This is a genomic window from Kutzneria sp. NPDC052558, from assembly GCF_044547355.1.
In the GTDB taxonomy this organism is placed as follows: Bacteria; Actinomycetota; Actinomycetes; order Mycobacteriales; family Pseudonocardiaceae; genus Kutzneria.
Genome location: NZ_JBIUAG010000006.1, coordinates 371,321 through 386,325, shown reverse-complemented (window position 1 = coordinate 386,325; position 15,005 = coordinate 371,321). Strand labels below are relative to the sequence as shown.

The window sequence follows — 15,005 nt, the reverse complement described above, 5'->3', positions numbered from 1 at the left end:
GTGACCGGAGCAGCCCGGTTCAGGGCATGGCTGGTCGCGGCGATCGCCGCGACCCTGCTCGGTGGCGTGGTCCTGCTTGTCGGGCAGCCCGCCACCGGGCCGGGGACGGCCGCCCGCCTGTCCATCGGCTCCCCGGCGGGGCCGACCGGGCAGGGCGCGCCGACGCTGCCCGAGGCGCGGCTCACCGAGGTCACGGCGCTGCTGCGCGATCGTGCGACGGCGGTGTTGCACAGGGATCGCGCGGCCTTCCTGGCCTCGGTCGACCCGTCGGCGTCCGAGCAGTTCCGGGACGCCCAGGCGGCGATGTTCGACAACCTCGCCGACGTGCCGCTGTCGTCCTGGTCGTACGACGTCGATCCGACCGATTCCACCGCCGTGCCGGCGAACGCGTTCCTGGCCGACGAGCTGTGGGCGCCCGACGTGCAGCTGGACTACGCCCTGGACGCCGTGGACCGTGATCCGACCGGCAAGCCGATGGGCTACCTGTTCGCGCGGCACGGCTCGAAGTGGTACCTCGCGTCGGACACGCTGACCACGCGGCAGACCTGGCGCGGGCCGTGGGACTTCGGCCCCGTGACGGCGTTGCGCAGCAAGTCCGGGCTGGTGCTGGCCCATCCGGCGGAGAACGACCTGGCCACCAAGATCTCCCGCGAGCTGGATTCCGACGTCGCCGCCGTGAGCGCGGTGTGGGACCAGCCGTGGCCACGTCAGGTCGCGGTGCTGGTGCCGGATTCCGAGGACGAGCTGAAGGCCTTCGTGGGCCCCGAGTTCGCCGTCGACGCCATCGCCGCGGTGGCCGTCGCCGATCGGGTGGACAACACCGGCCACACCGCCGTCGGGCAGCGGGTGGTGCTCAACCCCGACAACGCCGACAAGATGCCGACGGCGTCGCTGCGGGTGGTGCTGCGGCACGAGATGACCCACATCGCCGCCCGTGGCTACACCGTGGACGGCACGGCCATGTGGATGCTGGAGGGCTTCGCCAACTACGTCGGCTACCGAGACAGCGGCATCCCGCTGTCGGTGGGCGCGGCCGACGTGGCCGACCTGGTCAAGGACGGCACGCCGCCGACCGACCTGCCGGCCAACGGCGACTTCGCGGCCAGCGGCGAGAAGATCAACCTGGCCTACGACGAGGCGTGGACGCTGACCTCGTTCATCGCCGACACCTTCGGCCAGCACGCGCTGGTCACGCTGTACCTGCGGATCGCCGGTGGCAGCCCGGACGCCCCCGTCGACCAGGCGCTGCACGACGTGCTGGGCGTGGACAAGGCCGGGCTGGTCGCCGGCTGGCAGGACTACCTGCGCCGCAACATCTGATCTTGCCCACAGGTCGGCCGGGTAACGTGTCCCGGTGCGCAGGACGTTGCTGGTGACCAACGACTTCCCGCCGCGCCCGGGTGGCATCCAGTACTACCTGCACGCGCTGGCCGGGCTGCTCGGCGGCGACCTCGTGGTGTACGCCCCGGCGTGGCCGGGCAGCGAGGCGTTCGACGCCCGGCAGCCGTTCCCGGTGGTGCGCCACCCCGATCCGCTGCTGCTGCCCTCGCCCGATGTGCACCGGCGGGTGGCCGGCGTGCTGCGGTCCGAGCGCTGCGACGCCGTCTGGTTCGGCGCGGCCGCCCCGCTGGGGCTGCTGGGGCCGCACCTGCCGGTCGACCGGATCGTGGCCAGCACGCACGGCCACGAGGTCGGCTGGGCCATGGTGCCCGGCGCGCGGCAGGCGCTGCGCCGTATCGGCGACACGGCCGACGTAGTCACCTTCGTCAGCCGCTTCACCCGCGCCCGCATCGCCGCCGCCCTCGGGCCTCGGGCCGCCCTGGAGCACCTGGCCGCCGGCGTCGACATCTCCGTGTTCAAGCCCGACGCCGCCGCCCGGGAGTTCATCCGCGCCCGGCACGGCCTGTCCGACCGGCCGGTGATCCTGTGCGTGTCCAGGCTCGTGCGGCGCAAGGGGCAGGACGACCTGATCCGGGCCATGCCGAAGATCCGGGAACGGGTGCCCGACGCCATGCTCGTGCTGGTCGGCGACGGCCCCGACGGCGGCCGCCTCAGCACCCTGGCCGACGCCGTCGGCCGCAGCGTCGTGTTCGTCGGCGAGGTGCACGCCGAGGAGCTGCCGGCCTACTACGCCGCCGGCGACGTGTTCGCCATGCCGTGCCGGACCTTGGGCCGTGGCCTCGACGTCGAGGGCCTCGGCCTGGTCTACCTGGAGGCCGCCGCCGCCGGCCTACCCGTCGTCGCCGGCCCCGCCGGCGGCGCTCCCGAGGCCGTCCGCGAGGGCGTCACCGGCCACGTCGCCTCCCGTGACGAACTCGCCCACACCCTCGCCGACCTGCTGCTCAACCGCGACCTCGCCGCCAAGATGGGCGTCGCCGGGCGGGAGTGGATGGCCACCTCGTGGCGCTGGGACGACCGCGCCACCAAGCTCTCCGCCCTCATCGACGGCCGCCGCCCGCCAAGCCCCTGAACCGGCCCTCCCGGCGGCGCCGGCGGCGACAGTGAAACGTGAGCGGCTTGGTGAAGGCTGGAGCGAGTGCTGGTCTGGGGCAGGACCGGCACGAGTGGCGCGAGCCGGTGACGCGTGGGGAAGCGCGCATCGAGCTGCGACTCTGGGGGTCGGGTGGCCCGCGCGATGCGCGGGCCACCCGTCACAGTATTTGTGGCGCCGCCTTCGGCGTCGCGGCTCGGCCCCCGGGTAGCCGGTGCTGTGCTCATGCGCCGCGTGCCGCGGCGAGCTTGGTCCCCGGATAGCCGGTGCCTCGCCCAGGGCGAGGCACCGGCGGGGCCCCGCTGCTGCTTCGGTCTGCTACTTGGCGTAGATCAGGGCGATGTCCTCGGCGTAGGTCTTGGCGACGACGTTGCGGCGCAGCTTGAGGCTGGGCGTCATCTCGCCGCCGGCCTCGGTGAAGTCCACCGGCAGGATCCGGTACTTGCGGATCGACTCGGCCTTGGAGACCGCCTTGTTGGCCTCGTCCACCGCGGACTGGATCTCGCGGTTGAGGTCGGGGTCGTCGATCATGCTGGCCACGGTGGCGCCGGCCGGCTTGTTGTTGGCGGCCAGCCAGTCCGGGAAGAACTCGGGGTCGATGGTGACCAGCACGCCGATGAACGGCTGCTTGTCGCCGACCACCATGCACTGGCTGATCAGCGGGTGCACCCGCAGCCGGTCCTCCAGCACCGCGGGCGAGACGTTCTTGCCGCCGGCGGTGACGATGATCTCCTTCTTCCGGCCGGTGATCTTGAGGTAGCCCTCGCTGTCCAGCTCGCCGATGTCGCCGGTGTGGAACCACCCGTCGGTCAGGGCCTGGCCGGTGGCCTCCGGGTTGTTCCAGTAGCCCCGGAACACGATGGAGCCCTTGATCAGGATCTCGCCGTCGTCGGCGATGCGGACGGCGGTGCCGGCGACCGGGCGGCCGACCGTGCCGACCTTGGAGGCGGCGCGGGTGTTCACGCAGGCCGCCGCGCTGGTCTCGGTCAGGCCGTAGCCCTCCAACACGGGCACGCCGATGCCGCGGAAGAAGTGGGCCAGCCGCTCGCCCAGCGGCGCGCCGCCGGAGACCGCCGCGTCGCAGCGGCCGCCCAGCGCCGCCCGCAGCCGGGTGAAGACCAGCCGGTCGAACACCGCGTGCTTGATGCGCAGGCTCAGGCCGGGGCCGCCGGCGTCGAGGGCCTGGCTGTAGGCCACCGCCGTCTGCTCGGCGGCGTCGAAGATGCGGCCCTTGCCCTCGGCGTGGGCGCGCTGCTTGGCCGTGTTGTAGACCTTCTCGAACACGCGCGGCACCGCCAGCACGAAGTCCGGGCGGAACGAGGCCAGGTCCGGCACCAGGTTGCGGACGTCCGGGGTGTGGCCGAGGGTGACGCGGGCGTAGATCGAGCTCAGCGCGATGACCCGGGCCAGCACGTGGGCCAGCGGCAGGAACAGCAGCACCGAGTGGCCCGGCTGCATCAGCTCCGGGAACGCCGCCATCGCCGAGCGCAGCTCCGAGAGCAGGTTGGCGTGGGTGAGCTCGCAGCCCTTCGGGCGGCCCGTGGTGCCCGAGGTGTAGATCAGGGTGGCGGTGTCCGAGGCCTTCACGCCCTTGCGGGCCGCGCGCAGCTGGTCGTCGGTGATGTCCCGGCCCTTGGCCGTCAGCTCGTCCACCGCGTCGTGACCGGAGTCACTGTCGATCTGCCAGATGTTGCCCAGCTCCGGCAGGTTCGCCGTCACGCTGTCCAGCGCCGCGCGGTGAGCCGTGGTCTCCACGATCGCGGCCTTGGCGGCCGAGTCGGACAGGATCCACTCCACCTGCTCGGCCGAGGACGTCTCGTAGATCGGCACCGAGACCAGGCCGGCCGACCAGATCGCGAAGTCCAGCAGCGACCACTCGTAGCGGGTCTTGGACATCAGGCCGATCCGGTCGCCGGGCCGCAGACCCGCCGCGATCAGGCCTTTGGCCACCGCCGACACCTCGTCGGCGAACTGCCGGGTGGTCACGTCCACCCAGGCGCCGTCCACGCGCCGCCGGAGCCCGATCGCCGTCGCGAAGCGCTCGGCGTTCGCCTGCACCATGTCGGTGAGGTTCTCGTCGTCGGCCACCGCGGCGGTGGCGGGGACGCTGAACTCGCGCACGATCAACCTCCGGAACTCCGATGTTACTGGCGAGGAACCTACCGGGCTGTTTGGTGTCGACACCAGCCCAGTGGCACGCTGCCCGCCATGCCCGCGGTTGACGTGGTCGACGAGACCTTCCTGGTAGTGCCCCCGGCGGCCCTGGCCGCCGTCTTCTCCGACCCCGCCAACTGGCCGCGCTTCTGGCCTGACCTGCGCCTTTCAGTCTACGTCGACCGCGGCGACGACGGCATCCGCTGGACCGTGCAGGGAGCCATGACCGGCACCATGGAGGTCTGGCTCGAACCCGTGCTGGACGGCACCCTCCTGCACTACTTCCTCCGCGCCGACCCGCCCACCCCGTTCAAGCGGCTCAAGGACCAGTTGGCGGCGATCCGCGCCCGTCAGATGGCGGCCAAGGCGGTGGCGCTGGACCTGAAGATGCAGCTGGAGGCTGGTCGCGCTCCGGGGGTCGCCCCGTAAGTCCGTGTGCCGTGCACCTTGGGTGTGTCCGGCGTGGGCACCCGAACCACAACCACATCAAGCCAGCAACCCCCACGCCCCGCCCACCTCCGGGGGCTGACCGCCGCACCCACCCTACCGCCGCTCAAGCCAAGACGATCTTGAACCAGCCTCTGCTGTGGACAGCGCTCGAGTTGTCCACAGTGCGGTGAAGGGGGCTTGACATGGGCACTACCCCGTAGGGTTGTGGGGTGCGGGTTCACGTGGTGTCAGACGTCCATGGCAATGCCGAGGCCCTGGCCCGTGCCGCTGTCGGCGCGGATGCCCTGATCGTGCTCGGCGACCTGCTCGACTTCGTCGACTACCACGACCACGGGTCGGGGATCATGGGGGCGGTCTTCGGGGCGGAGAAGGTCGGGGAGTTCGCCAAGTACCGCCGGGGTCCGCGCACGCCGGAGTCGATCGCGTTCGTGCGGACCATGTGGCGGGATCTGGGCACGGACGCGGCAGGCGTGGTCCGGGAGGCGATCCGGGACCAGTACAAGAAGCTGTTCACGGCCATGACCGTCCCCACGTACGCGACGCCAGGCAATGTCGACGCGCCGGAGCTGTGGCCGGAGTTCGCCAACGACGGTGTCCACATCCTGGACGGTGAGACAACCGACATCGGCGGCCTGAAGGCGGCGTTCGTGGGCGGGGCGCTGCTGCCGGACGACGCGGTGCTGCGCAGCAACGGGGTCTGGCGGCCGTACCTGCGCTACGAGCGGGACCTGGAGGCGGCGACCGAGGGCCTGCCGGACGATGTCGACATCCTCTGCTCGCACGTGCCGCCGGCGGCCCCGGAATTGACCTACGACGTGGTGGCGCGGCGGCCGGAGCTGGGGTCGACGAGCCTGCTGGCGTTGATCCACCGGGCCCGTCCCCGCTGGTCGCTGTTCGGTCACGTGCACCAACCCCTGGCCCGCCGGATGCGGATCGGCCGCACGGAGTGCGTGAACGTCGGCCACTTCCAGCGGACGGGCACGCCGTACGTGCTGCGGTTCTGAGTGCGGGTAACCTGCGCGCATGGCCGACGAGTCCACCCAGTCCATCGTGATCGACGCCGAGCCGGCGCGGATCCTGGATGTGATCGCGGATTTCGCCGCGTACCCGCAATGGGCGAACGCGATGAAGGCGACCGAGGTGCTGTCCACCGGCGCCGACGGTCGCGCCGAGCAGGTGCGCTTCCAGCTGGACCAGGGTGTGATCAAGGACGAGTACACGCTCGAGTACAAGTGGGCGGACAGCTCGGTCAGCTGGCGCCTGGTCAAGGGGCAGATGCAGAAGTCGCAGCGCGGCAGCTACGTCCTGGAGCCGGGCTCGGGCGGCACCAAGGTGACCTACACGCTCTCGGTCGAGCTGGGCATCCCCATGATCGGCATGCTGCGCCGCAAGGCGGAGAAGGTGGTCATGGACACCGCCCTCAAGGAGCTCAAGCGTCGCGTCGAGGGCCTGAGCTGAGCGTGCGGGTACTGCTGTTCACCGGCAAGGGCGGGGTCGGCAAGACAACCCTGGCCGCGGCCACGGCCGCCGCGACGGTGGCGGCCGGCCGCAAGGCGCTGGTGGTGTCCACGGACCCGGCGCACTCGCTGGCCGACGCCTTCGGTCACGAGCTGGGCTCGCGACCGTCCGAACTGGACACCGGCCTGTACGGCGCGCAGATCGACACCCGGCGGCTGGTCGACGGCGCCTGGGAGGACATGCGCGGCCATCTGCGCACGCTGCTGGCCGGCGCGGGCATCGACGAGCTGGCGGCCGAGGAGCTGACGGCGCTGCCGGGCGTCGAGGAGCTGTTGGCGCTGGCCGAGGTGCACCGCCTGGCCACCACCGGCCCCTGGGACGCGGTGATCGTCGACTGTGGACCGACGGCCGAGACGCTCCGCCTGCTGGCATTGCCGGAGGCAGTCGGCAACTACCTGGAGCGCCTCTTCCCAACACACCGCCGCGTGGTTCGCGGCCTGCTGGCCGGGGTCGCGGGCAGTGCCGCGCCGGCCCGATGGGACGCGGCGGCGGACGCGATCGGACGGCTGGCCGAGCACCTGGAGGCGGTGCGCTCGCTGCTGGTCGACCACGAGCGGACCAGCGTCCGGCTGGTGCTCACGCCGGAACGGGTCGTTGCCGCCGAAACCCGCCGCACGCTGACTGCCCTTGCCCTGCAAGGGATTCGCGTCGACGGCCTGGTCGCCAACCGGCTGCTGCCCGACCCGGGCGCCGGGCGGGGCGCGGCGGCGAACTGGCTGCGTACGCGCCGAGCCGAGCAGGAGACGGTGCTGGCGGAACTGCGGGCGGCCGAGGTGCCGGTGCAGACGGTCGGCTACCGCGCCTGCGAGCCGGTCGGCGTGCCGGCGCTGCTGGAGCTGGCCCGCGAGCTCTATCCGGAGGGCGATCCGCTGGCCGTGTCCACGACCACCACCGAACCGCTGCTGTCGGTGCGGGCCTCGGAGACTGGCTACCAGCTGCGGGTGTCGTTCCCGCTGGACGTCGACGCGGACCTGGACCTGGCCCGGGTCGACGACGAGCTGGCGATCACCGTGGACGGCCGGCGGCGGCTGGTCGCGCTGCCGGCGGCGCTGCGCCGGTGCGAGGTGACCGGGGCCGAGATCGTCGAGGGCGGCCTGCTCGTCGACTTCGAACCGGATCCAAGGTTGTGGATGCGGTGAGCCAGGACCGGATCGCCGAGGAGCTGCGGCTGCTGATCGACGCCGTGGCCGAGAAGGCCGAGCCGTGGCTGGCCCGGATCGCCGCCGACGGCGCGGACCACGACCCCATGACGTGCGACTGGTGCCCGGTGTGCGCGGTCGCGGCCGTGGTCCGGGGCGAACGGTCGGAGATGGCGGCCAAGGCCGCCGAGCATGCCGCCGGCCTGCTGGCCGTGCTGCGCATGGCCTTGCAGCAGCAGCGGCCCGAGCCGGCCCGGGCCGACGAGCCGCCGGCCCCGCCGCGGGTGCAGAAGATCACCGTCCGCCGCCGTGGGCAGGACCCTTGCTGACCGTCGGCATCGACGTCGGCGGGACCAGTGTTCGAGCGGGCGTCGTGGATCCCCGGGGCGCCGTGCTCGACACCACCCGCGCGCCCACGCCCGCCGGCGGTGCGCCGCTGGAGGACGCGATCGCCTGCGCCGTCGAGGAACTGGGCGCACGGCACAAGATCGACGCGGTCGGCCTGGCCGTCGCCGGCTTCGTCACCGAGGACCGGATGTCGGTGCGGTTCGCGCCGCACCTGGCCTGGCGGGACTCGCCGGTGGCCAAGGCGATGACGCAGCGGTTGGGGCTGCCGGTCGTGCTCGAGCACGACGCGAACGCCGCCGCCCTGGCCGAGCACCGGTTCGGGGCGGCCCGTGGGGCCAAGGTCGCGGTCATGGTCGCCCTCGGCACCGGCATCGGCGGCGCACTGCTGATCGACGGCGAGGTCTTCCGCGGCGCCTACGGCGTCGCCCCCGAGCTGGGCCACCTGCGGGTCGTGCCCAACGGCCGGCCCTGCCCGTGCGGCAAGAAGGGCTGCTGGGAGCGGTACTGCAGCGGCACCGCGCTGAGCGCCACCGCCGTCGAGCTGATGGCCAAGCATCCCGGCGCGTCCACCGTGCTGGCCAGGGAGGCCGCCGGCGACCCGCAGCGGGTGACCGGCCGCAAGGTGTCCGGGGCCGCCCGCGACGGCGACCCCATCGCCCAGCGGGCCCTGGCCGAGCTGGCCAAGTGGCTGGGGGAGGGGCTGGCCCTGGTCGCCGACGTCTACGACCCCGAGGTCGTGGTGATCGGCGGCGGCGTGTCCGAGTCGGCCCCGCTGTTCCTCGACGACGCCCGCGAGCACTACGCCGCCGTGGTCACCGGCTCCGGCTACCGCCCGCTGGCCCGCATCCGCACCGCCCAGCTCGGCGACGACGCCGGCATCGTCGGCGCCGCGACCATGGCCCGGGAGCTGCTGACCAAGCGCTGACTGCCCGAAAGTGCCGGGAAGCCGGGGCACATCCGGACACATCGCCAAGATCAAGGGACCGATCCTGACGTTCAATGCCAGGAAGGGCCCCTTCATGACGTTGAGCAAGATCAAGGGACCGATCCTCTCGTTCAACGAGAGCATGGGGCCCTTCATGACACAAAAAGTCAGAGCTGGGCGCCGGAGCCGTCGTCGGAGCCGGGGGGCGGGCCGTGGCGCATGCGCAGCAGGAGCCAGCCGACGCCGCTGGTCAGCGCGATGATGGCCAGCGGGGTGGCGACTTGCGACTCCAGGCCGATCAGCGCCGGCACGGCCAGCAGGCCGATGCCGAGCACGATCAGCACCACCGCCAGCACGGTCAGCGGGCGCGGGCGGGGGAACGGCGGCGGATCGGGCGGGACGTAGTGCTCCTCGTCCGAGGCGGCGGCCCAGTCCCATTCCCGGTCGGCGGTGCGCCAGCCGGGGGGCGGCGGCGCGGCCGCGGGGGGCGGCTGCGGTGGCTCGATCGGCCGCGTCTCCTCGACGGCGGCGGTGTCCTGTCTGGTCGCGGGCTGGTCGGAGGGCCAGCGCATGCCCACGCCGTCCCGCTCCAGGCCCGCGACGATCTCGGCGAACGCCGCGTCGACGTCCTCCGGCCCATCGGCATTGCCTCGCCCAGTCAAACCCGGCCTCCACACGCACGTGGTCCCCCCATCCTCGCACGAGTGCGCGTGAAACAGCCGTTCCCTCGATCACTATCTGCCCGGGTGGCCGAGCCGGGCGTTGCTCGTTGTGCCGAGCGGCCGCCGCTCCGTAGGCTGATCCGCTCAGGATGCGGCATGAGGAGGCGCACGCCGAGGTGCTGTACTGGCTGATCAAGTACGTCCTGCTGGGGCCGCTGCTGCGGCTGTTCTTCCGGCCGAGGATCGAGGGCCTGGAGAACATCCCGGAGACCGGCGGCGCGCTGCTGGCCAGCAACCATCTCGCCGTGTCGGACTCGTTCTTCCTGCCGCTGATGGTGCCGCGCCGGGTCACCTTTCCGGCCAAGAGCGACTACTTCACCCAGAAGGGCGTCAAGGGCACGCTGAAGCGGCTGTTCTTCACCGGCGTCGGCCAGGTGCCGATCGACCGCTCCGGCGCGGCCGCCGCCCAGAGCGCGCTGGACACGCTGGTCCGGCTGCTCAAGGACGGCCAGCTGGTGGGCATCTACCCGGAGGGCACGCGCTCCCCGGACGGCCGGCTCTACAAGGGCAAGACCGGCATGGCCCGGATGGCCCTGGAGGCCGGGGTGCCGATCATCCCGGTGGCCATGTTCGGCACCGACAAGGCCAATCCGATCGGCTCCAAGATGTGGTACCCGCACCCGATCCGGATCAAGGTCGGCAAGCCGCTGGACTTCTCCCGCTACCACGGCCTCGACGGGGACCGGTTCGTCGAGCGGTCCATCACCGATGAGGTGATGTACGACCTGATGGAGCTGTCCGGCCAGGAGTACGTGGACATCTATGCGGCCAAGCTCAAGGAGGCCAAGCCGGCCGTGACCCCGGCGCCGCGGTCCCCGGTGGAGCCCGCGCCCGCCGACAAGGTGCCCAGCTGAGGGTCCTTCGGGCAAACCGCCTACCCTGCACGGCGTGCGGTTTTTCTACGACTGTGAGTTCATCGAGGACGGGCGCACCATCGACCTGGTGTCGATCGGTGTGGTCGACGAGGAAGGCCGCGAGTTCTACGCCGTGTCCACCGAGTTCGACCCTGAGCGGGCCGGCCAGTGGGTCCGCCAGAACGTGCTGCCCAAGCTGCCGCCGCCGGCCAGCCCGGTGTGGATGAGCCGTGGCCGGATGCGCCAGGAGCTGCTGAACTTCGTCAGCCCCAACGGCGAGAACGCGGAGCTGTGGGCCTGGTTCGCCGCCTACGACCACGTGGCCCTGGCCCAGCTGTGGGGGTCCATGCCGGACCTGCCCCGCGAGTTGCCCCGGTTCACCCGCGACCTGCGCCAGCGCTGGGACGACCTGGGCCGGCCCAAGCTGCCGCAGCCCCCGTCGGACGCCCATGACGCGCTGGCTGACGCCCGGCACAACCTGGCCCGGTGGAAGGCGATGGAGGCCGAGCGGCTGCGCCGCGGGCACGTCGTGCGCTGAGTAACGGGGGGTGCCTTGCTGCACCGATACAGGGCATGACACGCTCTCGTAACACGAGGGTCGCCAGTGACGCCGGCCACATCCTGTGGGAACTGTTGAGAGAGGCAAGCAGATGCGCATCGGTGTGCTGACCGGCGGTGGTGACTGCCCGGGTCTGAACGCGGTGATCAGGGCCGTGGTCCGCAAGGGCATCGAGGCCCACGGCTGGGAGGTCATCGGCTTCCGCAACGGCTGGCGTGGCCCGATGGAAGGCCTGACCAAGGCCCTGGGCCTGGACGAGGTCGAGGAGATCCTCACTCGCGGCGGCACGATTCTCGGCTCCTCGCGCACCAACCCCTACAAGGAGGAGGGTGGTGTCGAGAAGATCCGCGAGGTGCTGGCCCAGCACAAGGTGGACGCCTTGGTGGCGATCGGCGGCGAGGACACGCTGGGCGTGGCCAAGCGGCTGACCGACGACGGCATCCCGGTGGTGGGCGTGCCCAAGACGATCGACAACGACCTGGGCGCCACCGACTACACCTTCGGCTTCGACACCGCGGTGCACATCGCCACCGAGGCCCTGGACCGGCTGCGCACCACCGCCGAGTCGCACCACCGGGCCCTGGTCGTCGAGGTCATGGGCCGGCACGCCGGCTGGATCGCCCTGCACGCCGGCCTGGCCGGCGGCGCCAACGTGATCCTGGTGCCGGAGAAGCCGTTCAGCGTGGAGAAGGTGGTCGAGTGGACGCAGCGCCGCTTCGAGCGCCAGTACGCGCCGATCATCGTGGTGGCCGAGGGCGCGATGCCCGAGGGCGGCGCCGAGCTGCTGCACAACGGTGAGAAGGACGCCTTCGGCCACGTCCGCCTGGGCGGCGTCGGCCAGTGGCTGGCCGAGGAGATCGCCGAGCGGACCGGCAAGGAGTCCCGCGCGGTCGTGCTGGGCCACGTGCAGCGCGGGGGCACCCCCACCGCCTACGACCGCGTCCTGGCGACCCGGTTCGGCCTGCACGCGGTGGACGCCGTGCACGACGGCGACTTCGGTGTGATGGTGGCCCTGCGCGGCACCGACATCGTCCGGGTGAAGCTGTCCGAGGCGACCGCCGAGCTCAAGACCGTGCCGGACGAGCGTTTGCAGGAGGCCGAGGTCTTCTTCGGCTAAAAACAGCTGACAGCGTAATTCGATTGCCCGGGTCGCGAGACCCGGGCATTCTTGTGTTCATGGCGAGCAACGGATTCTCCCGAGTGCTCGGCCGATGGGAGGCCTGCGCACCGTCCCGGTGACGCGGCCCTGGTCGGTCGGGTCACGTGACGTGCATGGCAGTGCCGGCCGGAGCGCCGGCCGCAGCGGTGACGGCCGCGCCCTCTTGCCCCACGGCGCTGTCCCACGCGACCCGACCGATTCCCTTCATCCTCTCTCTTTCCCGCCTGTGGTCCAACGGACACGACACCGGCCTACGAAGCCGGTAATGCAGGTTCGATTCCTGCCGGGCGGACATGTGCCCAGATCCGCTGAAAGGAGGAACAACGATGACGTTTTTCACGTGGGGCGCGCGGTTCCTCCGCGGAGAGCCGACCCCCAAGCCCTGGCCGGTCAACAAGTGAACCTGTGAGTGGCCCCGGAGTCTCGACTCCGGGGCCACTCGCGACGGGTCCTGCTCTAATGGAGGGGTGTCCACCCCACCAGCCCAGCACCGCATCCTGGTCGTCGACGACGAGCACAACATCGTCAACCTGCTGACGACGGCGCTGAAGTTCGTCGGCTTCGACGTGGTCTCGGCGACCAACGGCCGGCAGGCGCTGGAGCAGGCGACCGCCACCCGCCCGGACGTGATCGTGCTCGACGTGATGCTGCCCGACCTGGACGGCTTCGGCGTGTGCACCCGACTGCGCGAGGCCGGCATCGACGCGCCGGTGCTGTTCCTGACCGCGCGGGACGCCAGCGAGGACAAGGTGCACGGCCTGACCCTGGGCGGCGACGACTACGTGACCAAGCCGTTCGACCTGGACGAGCTGGTGGCGCGGGTGAACGTGCTGCTCAAGCGGGGCCGCACCGAGCGGGCCCCGAGCAATCGGCTGCGGGTCGGGCACGTGGAGCTGGACCAGGACACGCACGAGGTGTGGCGCAACGGGGAGCTGGTGCGGCTGTCGGCCACCGAGTTCCAGCTGCTGCGCTACCTGATGACCAACGCGGGCCGGGTGCTTTCCCGGGCCCAGATCCTCGACCAGGTGTGGAACTACGACTTCCAGGGCGACTCCAGCATCGTCGAGACCTACGTCTACTACCTGCGGCGCAAGCTCGACGACCAGGACAACCCGCTGATCCACACCGTCCGCGGCGTCGGCTACCTGCTGCGGGCATCGACCGTGCCGGCGGGCGGGCGATGATCAGACTGCTGCACTGGCTGCGCCTGCGCTCGCTGCGCTCCCGGCTGCTGGCCGGGGTGCTGGCGGTGACCGCGGCCGGCCTGCTCACCGCCGACGTGGTCGGCGTGTTCGCGCTGAGCAACTACCTGCTCAAGCGCACCGACACGCAGGTCGCCGACGCGCTGTCCGCCAACGTGAACAAGGTCAGCCCGGCCGGCACGCTGCCGGTCGGCCAGTCCAACGACGACCTGTGCGCGATGACCGTGATCGATCCGAGCGGGCGGGTGCTGCACCAGTACGGCGCGGCCAACGGCCTGCCGATCCCGCCGCTGAGCACCCTGCAGTCCATCGCCAACTCCCGCGGCACGGTCACGATCAGCGGCGCCGACGACTTCCGGATCATGGTCGGCGCGCTGCCCGAGGGCCGCTACCTGATGGTGTCGCAGTCGCTGCGGCTGTCGGCGGCCACCATCTACCAGCTGGTGGCCATCGAGGCCGTGGTGACGGCGCTGGCGCTGGCCCTGGCCGCGGTGCTGGCGCTGCGGGTGAGCCGGTTCGTGATGCGCCCGCTTGACCGGATGACCGACACCGCGGAGCTGATCGCCGAGGGCGAGATGTCGCACCGGGTGCGGGTGGACGACTCGCCGACCGAGGTGGCCCGGCTGGGCACCTCCCTGAACCAGATGCTGGGGCGGCTGGAGCACTCGTTCACCCAGCGGCAGGCCGCCGAGGAGGGCCTGCGGCAGTTCGTCGCCGACGCCAGCCACGAGCTGCGCACCCCGCTCACCTCGATCACCGGCTACGCCCAGCTGGTCCGGCACGGCGCGCTGGCCGACCCCGACGACCTGGCCGACGCCATGCGCCGGGTCGAGGAGGAGGCCAAGCGGATGGCCGCCCTGGTCGACGAGCTGCTCCTGCTGGCCCGGCTGGACCAGGGCCGTCCGCTGGAGTCCAGCCCGGTCGACCTGGTGGCGCTGGCCGAGGCCGCGGTCGGCGACGCCCGGGCCGCCGACTGCTCCCGCACGGTCCGGCTCGCCGTCGCCGACGACGGCGAGCACCTGGTCCGCGGCGACCGGTCGCGGCTGCACCAGCTGCTGGCCAACCTGCTGGGCAACGTCCGCGCCCACACCCCGCCGGGCACGGCGGCCGAGGTGCGGATCAGCCGGGACGGCGAGCACGAGGTCATCGACGTGCTGGACGAGGGGCCGGGCATCGCCGCCGAGCAGCGGGACAAGGTGTTCGAGCGGTTCTTCCGCGGCGACGCGTCGCGGTCCCGCACGGCCGGGCCGGCCGACGGCAGCGGGCTGGGGCTGAGCATCGTCGCCGCGATCGCCGCCGCGCACGGCGGTCACGCCGGCGTGCAGCCGAGCGAACACGGCGCGTGGCTGCGGGTCACGCTGCCCGCCACGGTGGCCAAATCCGCCCCGGATCTGGCGCTGACCAGGCAGGAAGTTCCCAGCGGACTCTAAGCCGACATCAACATCTTTCCGAGTCTGATGGGTTTCCCTTGTCGTAGCGTGACT

Annotated in this window: 15 protein-coding genes and 1 tRNA gene; 14 read left to right on the top strand and 2 right to left on the bottom strand. The window is 71.9% G+C overall.

Going from position 1 to position 15,005, the window contains the following annotated elements:
- Both ACIG5F_RS14115 and ACIG5F_RS14110 read left to right on the top strand, forming a co-directional pair.
- Window positions 1-1,320 (top strand): peptidase MA family metallohydrolase, encoded by a 1,320-nt coding sequence (locus tag ACIG5F_RS14115; protein ID WP_396518057.1) that lies wholly within the window; start codon window positions 1-3, stop codon window positions 1,318-1,320.
- Between the two features lie 34 nt (window positions 1,321-1,354).
- On the top strand, window positions 1,355-2,470 hold the full coding sequence (locus tag ACIG5F_RS14110; protein WP_396518056.1) for a glycosyltransferase family 4 protein: 1,116 nt from the start codon (window positions 1,355-1,357) through the stop codon (window positions 2,468-2,470).
- Window positions 2,471-2,809: 339 nt separating this feature from the next.
- Here ACIG5F_RS14110 and ACIG5F_RS14105 read toward each other — a convergent pair whose 3' ends face one another.
- A complete protein-coding gene (locus ACIG5F_RS14105) occupies window positions 2,810-4,612 on the bottom strand; it encodes an AMP-dependent synthetase/ligase (protein ID WP_396518055.1) in 1,803 nt (600 codons plus the stop codon).
- 87 nt (window positions 4,613-4,699) lie between these two features.
- On the opposite strand from ACIG5F_RS14105, the gene ACIG5F_RS14100 reads away from it, so the two are divergent.
- The 6 genes from ACIG5F_RS14100 to ACIG5F_RS14075 all read left to right on the top strand — a co-directional run bounded on the left by ACIG5F_RS14100 (window position 4,700) and on the right by ACIG5F_RS14075 (window position 9,025).
- Window positions 4,700-5,074: a polyketide cyclase / dehydrase and lipid transport gene (locus ACIG5F_RS14100; protein ID WP_396518054.1), complete on the top strand. Its 375-nt coding sequence runs from the start codon at window positions 4,700-4,702 to the stop codon at window positions 5,072-5,074.
- A 230-nt stretch (window positions 5,075-5,304) separates the two neighbouring features.
- Complete coding sequence (locus tag ACIG5F_RS14095) at window positions 5,305-6,099, top strand: metallophosphoesterase (RefSeq protein ID WP_396518053.1); 795 nt, start codon at window positions 5,305-5,307, stop codon at window positions 6,097-6,099.
- A 19-nt stretch (window positions 6,100-6,118) separates the two neighbouring features.
- Window positions 6,119-6,553: an SRPBCC family protein gene (locus ACIG5F_RS14090; RefSeq protein WP_396518052.1), complete on the top strand. Its 435-nt coding sequence runs from the start codon at window positions 6,119-6,121 to the stop codon at window positions 6,551-6,553.
- 2 nt (window positions 6,554-6,555) lie between these two features.
- Window positions 6,556-7,752, top strand: coding sequence for an ArsA family ATPase (locus tag ACIG5F_RS14085; protein WP_396518051.1), 1,197 nt, complete (start codon window positions 6,556-6,558; stop codon window positions 7,750-7,752).
- Window positions 7,749-8,081 (top strand): hypothetical protein, encoded by a 333-nt coding sequence (locus tag ACIG5F_RS14080; protein WP_396518050.1) that lies wholly within the window; start codon window positions 7,749-7,751, stop codon window positions 8,079-8,081. The genes ACIG5F_RS14085 and ACIG5F_RS14080 overlap by 4 nt, the downstream gene beginning before the upstream one ends.
- Window positions 8,082-8,089: 8 nt before the next feature.
- Window positions 8,090-9,025, top strand: a complete 936-nt coding sequence (locus tag ACIG5F_RS14075) for an ROK family glucokinase (protein WP_396518108.1) — start codon at window positions 8,090-8,092, stop codon at window positions 9,023-9,025.
- A gap of 167 nt (window positions 9,026-9,192) precedes the next feature.
- Here the strand turns inward: ACIG5F_RS14075 and ACIG5F_RS14070 are convergent, their stop codons facing one another.
- A complete protein-coding gene (locus tag ACIG5F_RS14070; RefSeq protein ID WP_396518049.1) occupies window positions 9,193-9,687 on the bottom strand; it encodes a DUF308 domain-containing protein in 495 nt (164 codons plus the stop codon).
- Between the two features lie 176 nt (window positions 9,688-9,863).
- Here ACIG5F_RS14070 and ACIG5F_RS14065 point away from each other — a divergent pair, with 176 nt between their 5' ends.
- The 6 genes from ACIG5F_RS14065 to ACIG5F_RS14040 all read left to right on the top strand — a co-directional run bounded on the left by ACIG5F_RS14065 (window position 9,864) and on the right by ACIG5F_RS14040 (window position 14,951).
- A complete protein-coding gene (locus ACIG5F_RS14065) occupies window positions 9,864-10,601 on the top strand; it encodes a lysophospholipid acyltransferase family protein (RefSeq protein WP_396518107.1) in 738 nt (245 codons plus the stop codon).
- A gap of 34 nt (window positions 10,602-10,635) precedes the next feature.
- Window positions 10,636-11,139, top strand: coding sequence for a polyadenylate-specific 3'-exoribonuclease AS (locus ACIG5F_RS14060; RefSeq protein WP_396518048.1), 504 nt, complete (start codon window positions 10,636-10,638; stop codon window positions 11,137-11,139).
- A gap of 112 nt (window positions 11,140-11,251) precedes the next feature.
- Window positions 11,252-12,277 (top strand): 6-phosphofructokinase, encoded by a 1,026-nt coding sequence (locus ACIG5F_RS14055; protein ID WP_396518047.1) that lies wholly within the window; start codon window positions 11,252-11,254, stop codon window positions 12,275-12,277.
- A gap of 262 nt (window positions 12,278-12,539) precedes the next feature.
- Window positions 12,540-12,611: transfer RNA gene (locus ACIG5F_RS14050), tRNA-Arg, on the top strand.
- Between the two features lie 175 nt (window positions 12,612-12,786).
- Complete coding sequence (locus ACIG5F_RS14045; protein WP_396518046.1) at window positions 12,787-13,503, top strand: response regulator transcription factor; 717 nt, start codon at window positions 12,787-12,789, stop codon at window positions 13,501-13,503.
- On the top strand, window positions 13,500-14,951 hold the full coding sequence (locus tag ACIG5F_RS14040) for a sensor histidine kinase (RefSeq protein ID WP_396518045.1): 1,452 nt from the start codon (window positions 13,500-13,502) through the stop codon (window positions 14,949-14,951). The genes ACIG5F_RS14045 and ACIG5F_RS14040 overlap by 4 nt, the downstream gene beginning before the upstream one ends.
- The last annotated feature ends 54 nt before the right edge of the window (window positions 14,952-15,005 follow it).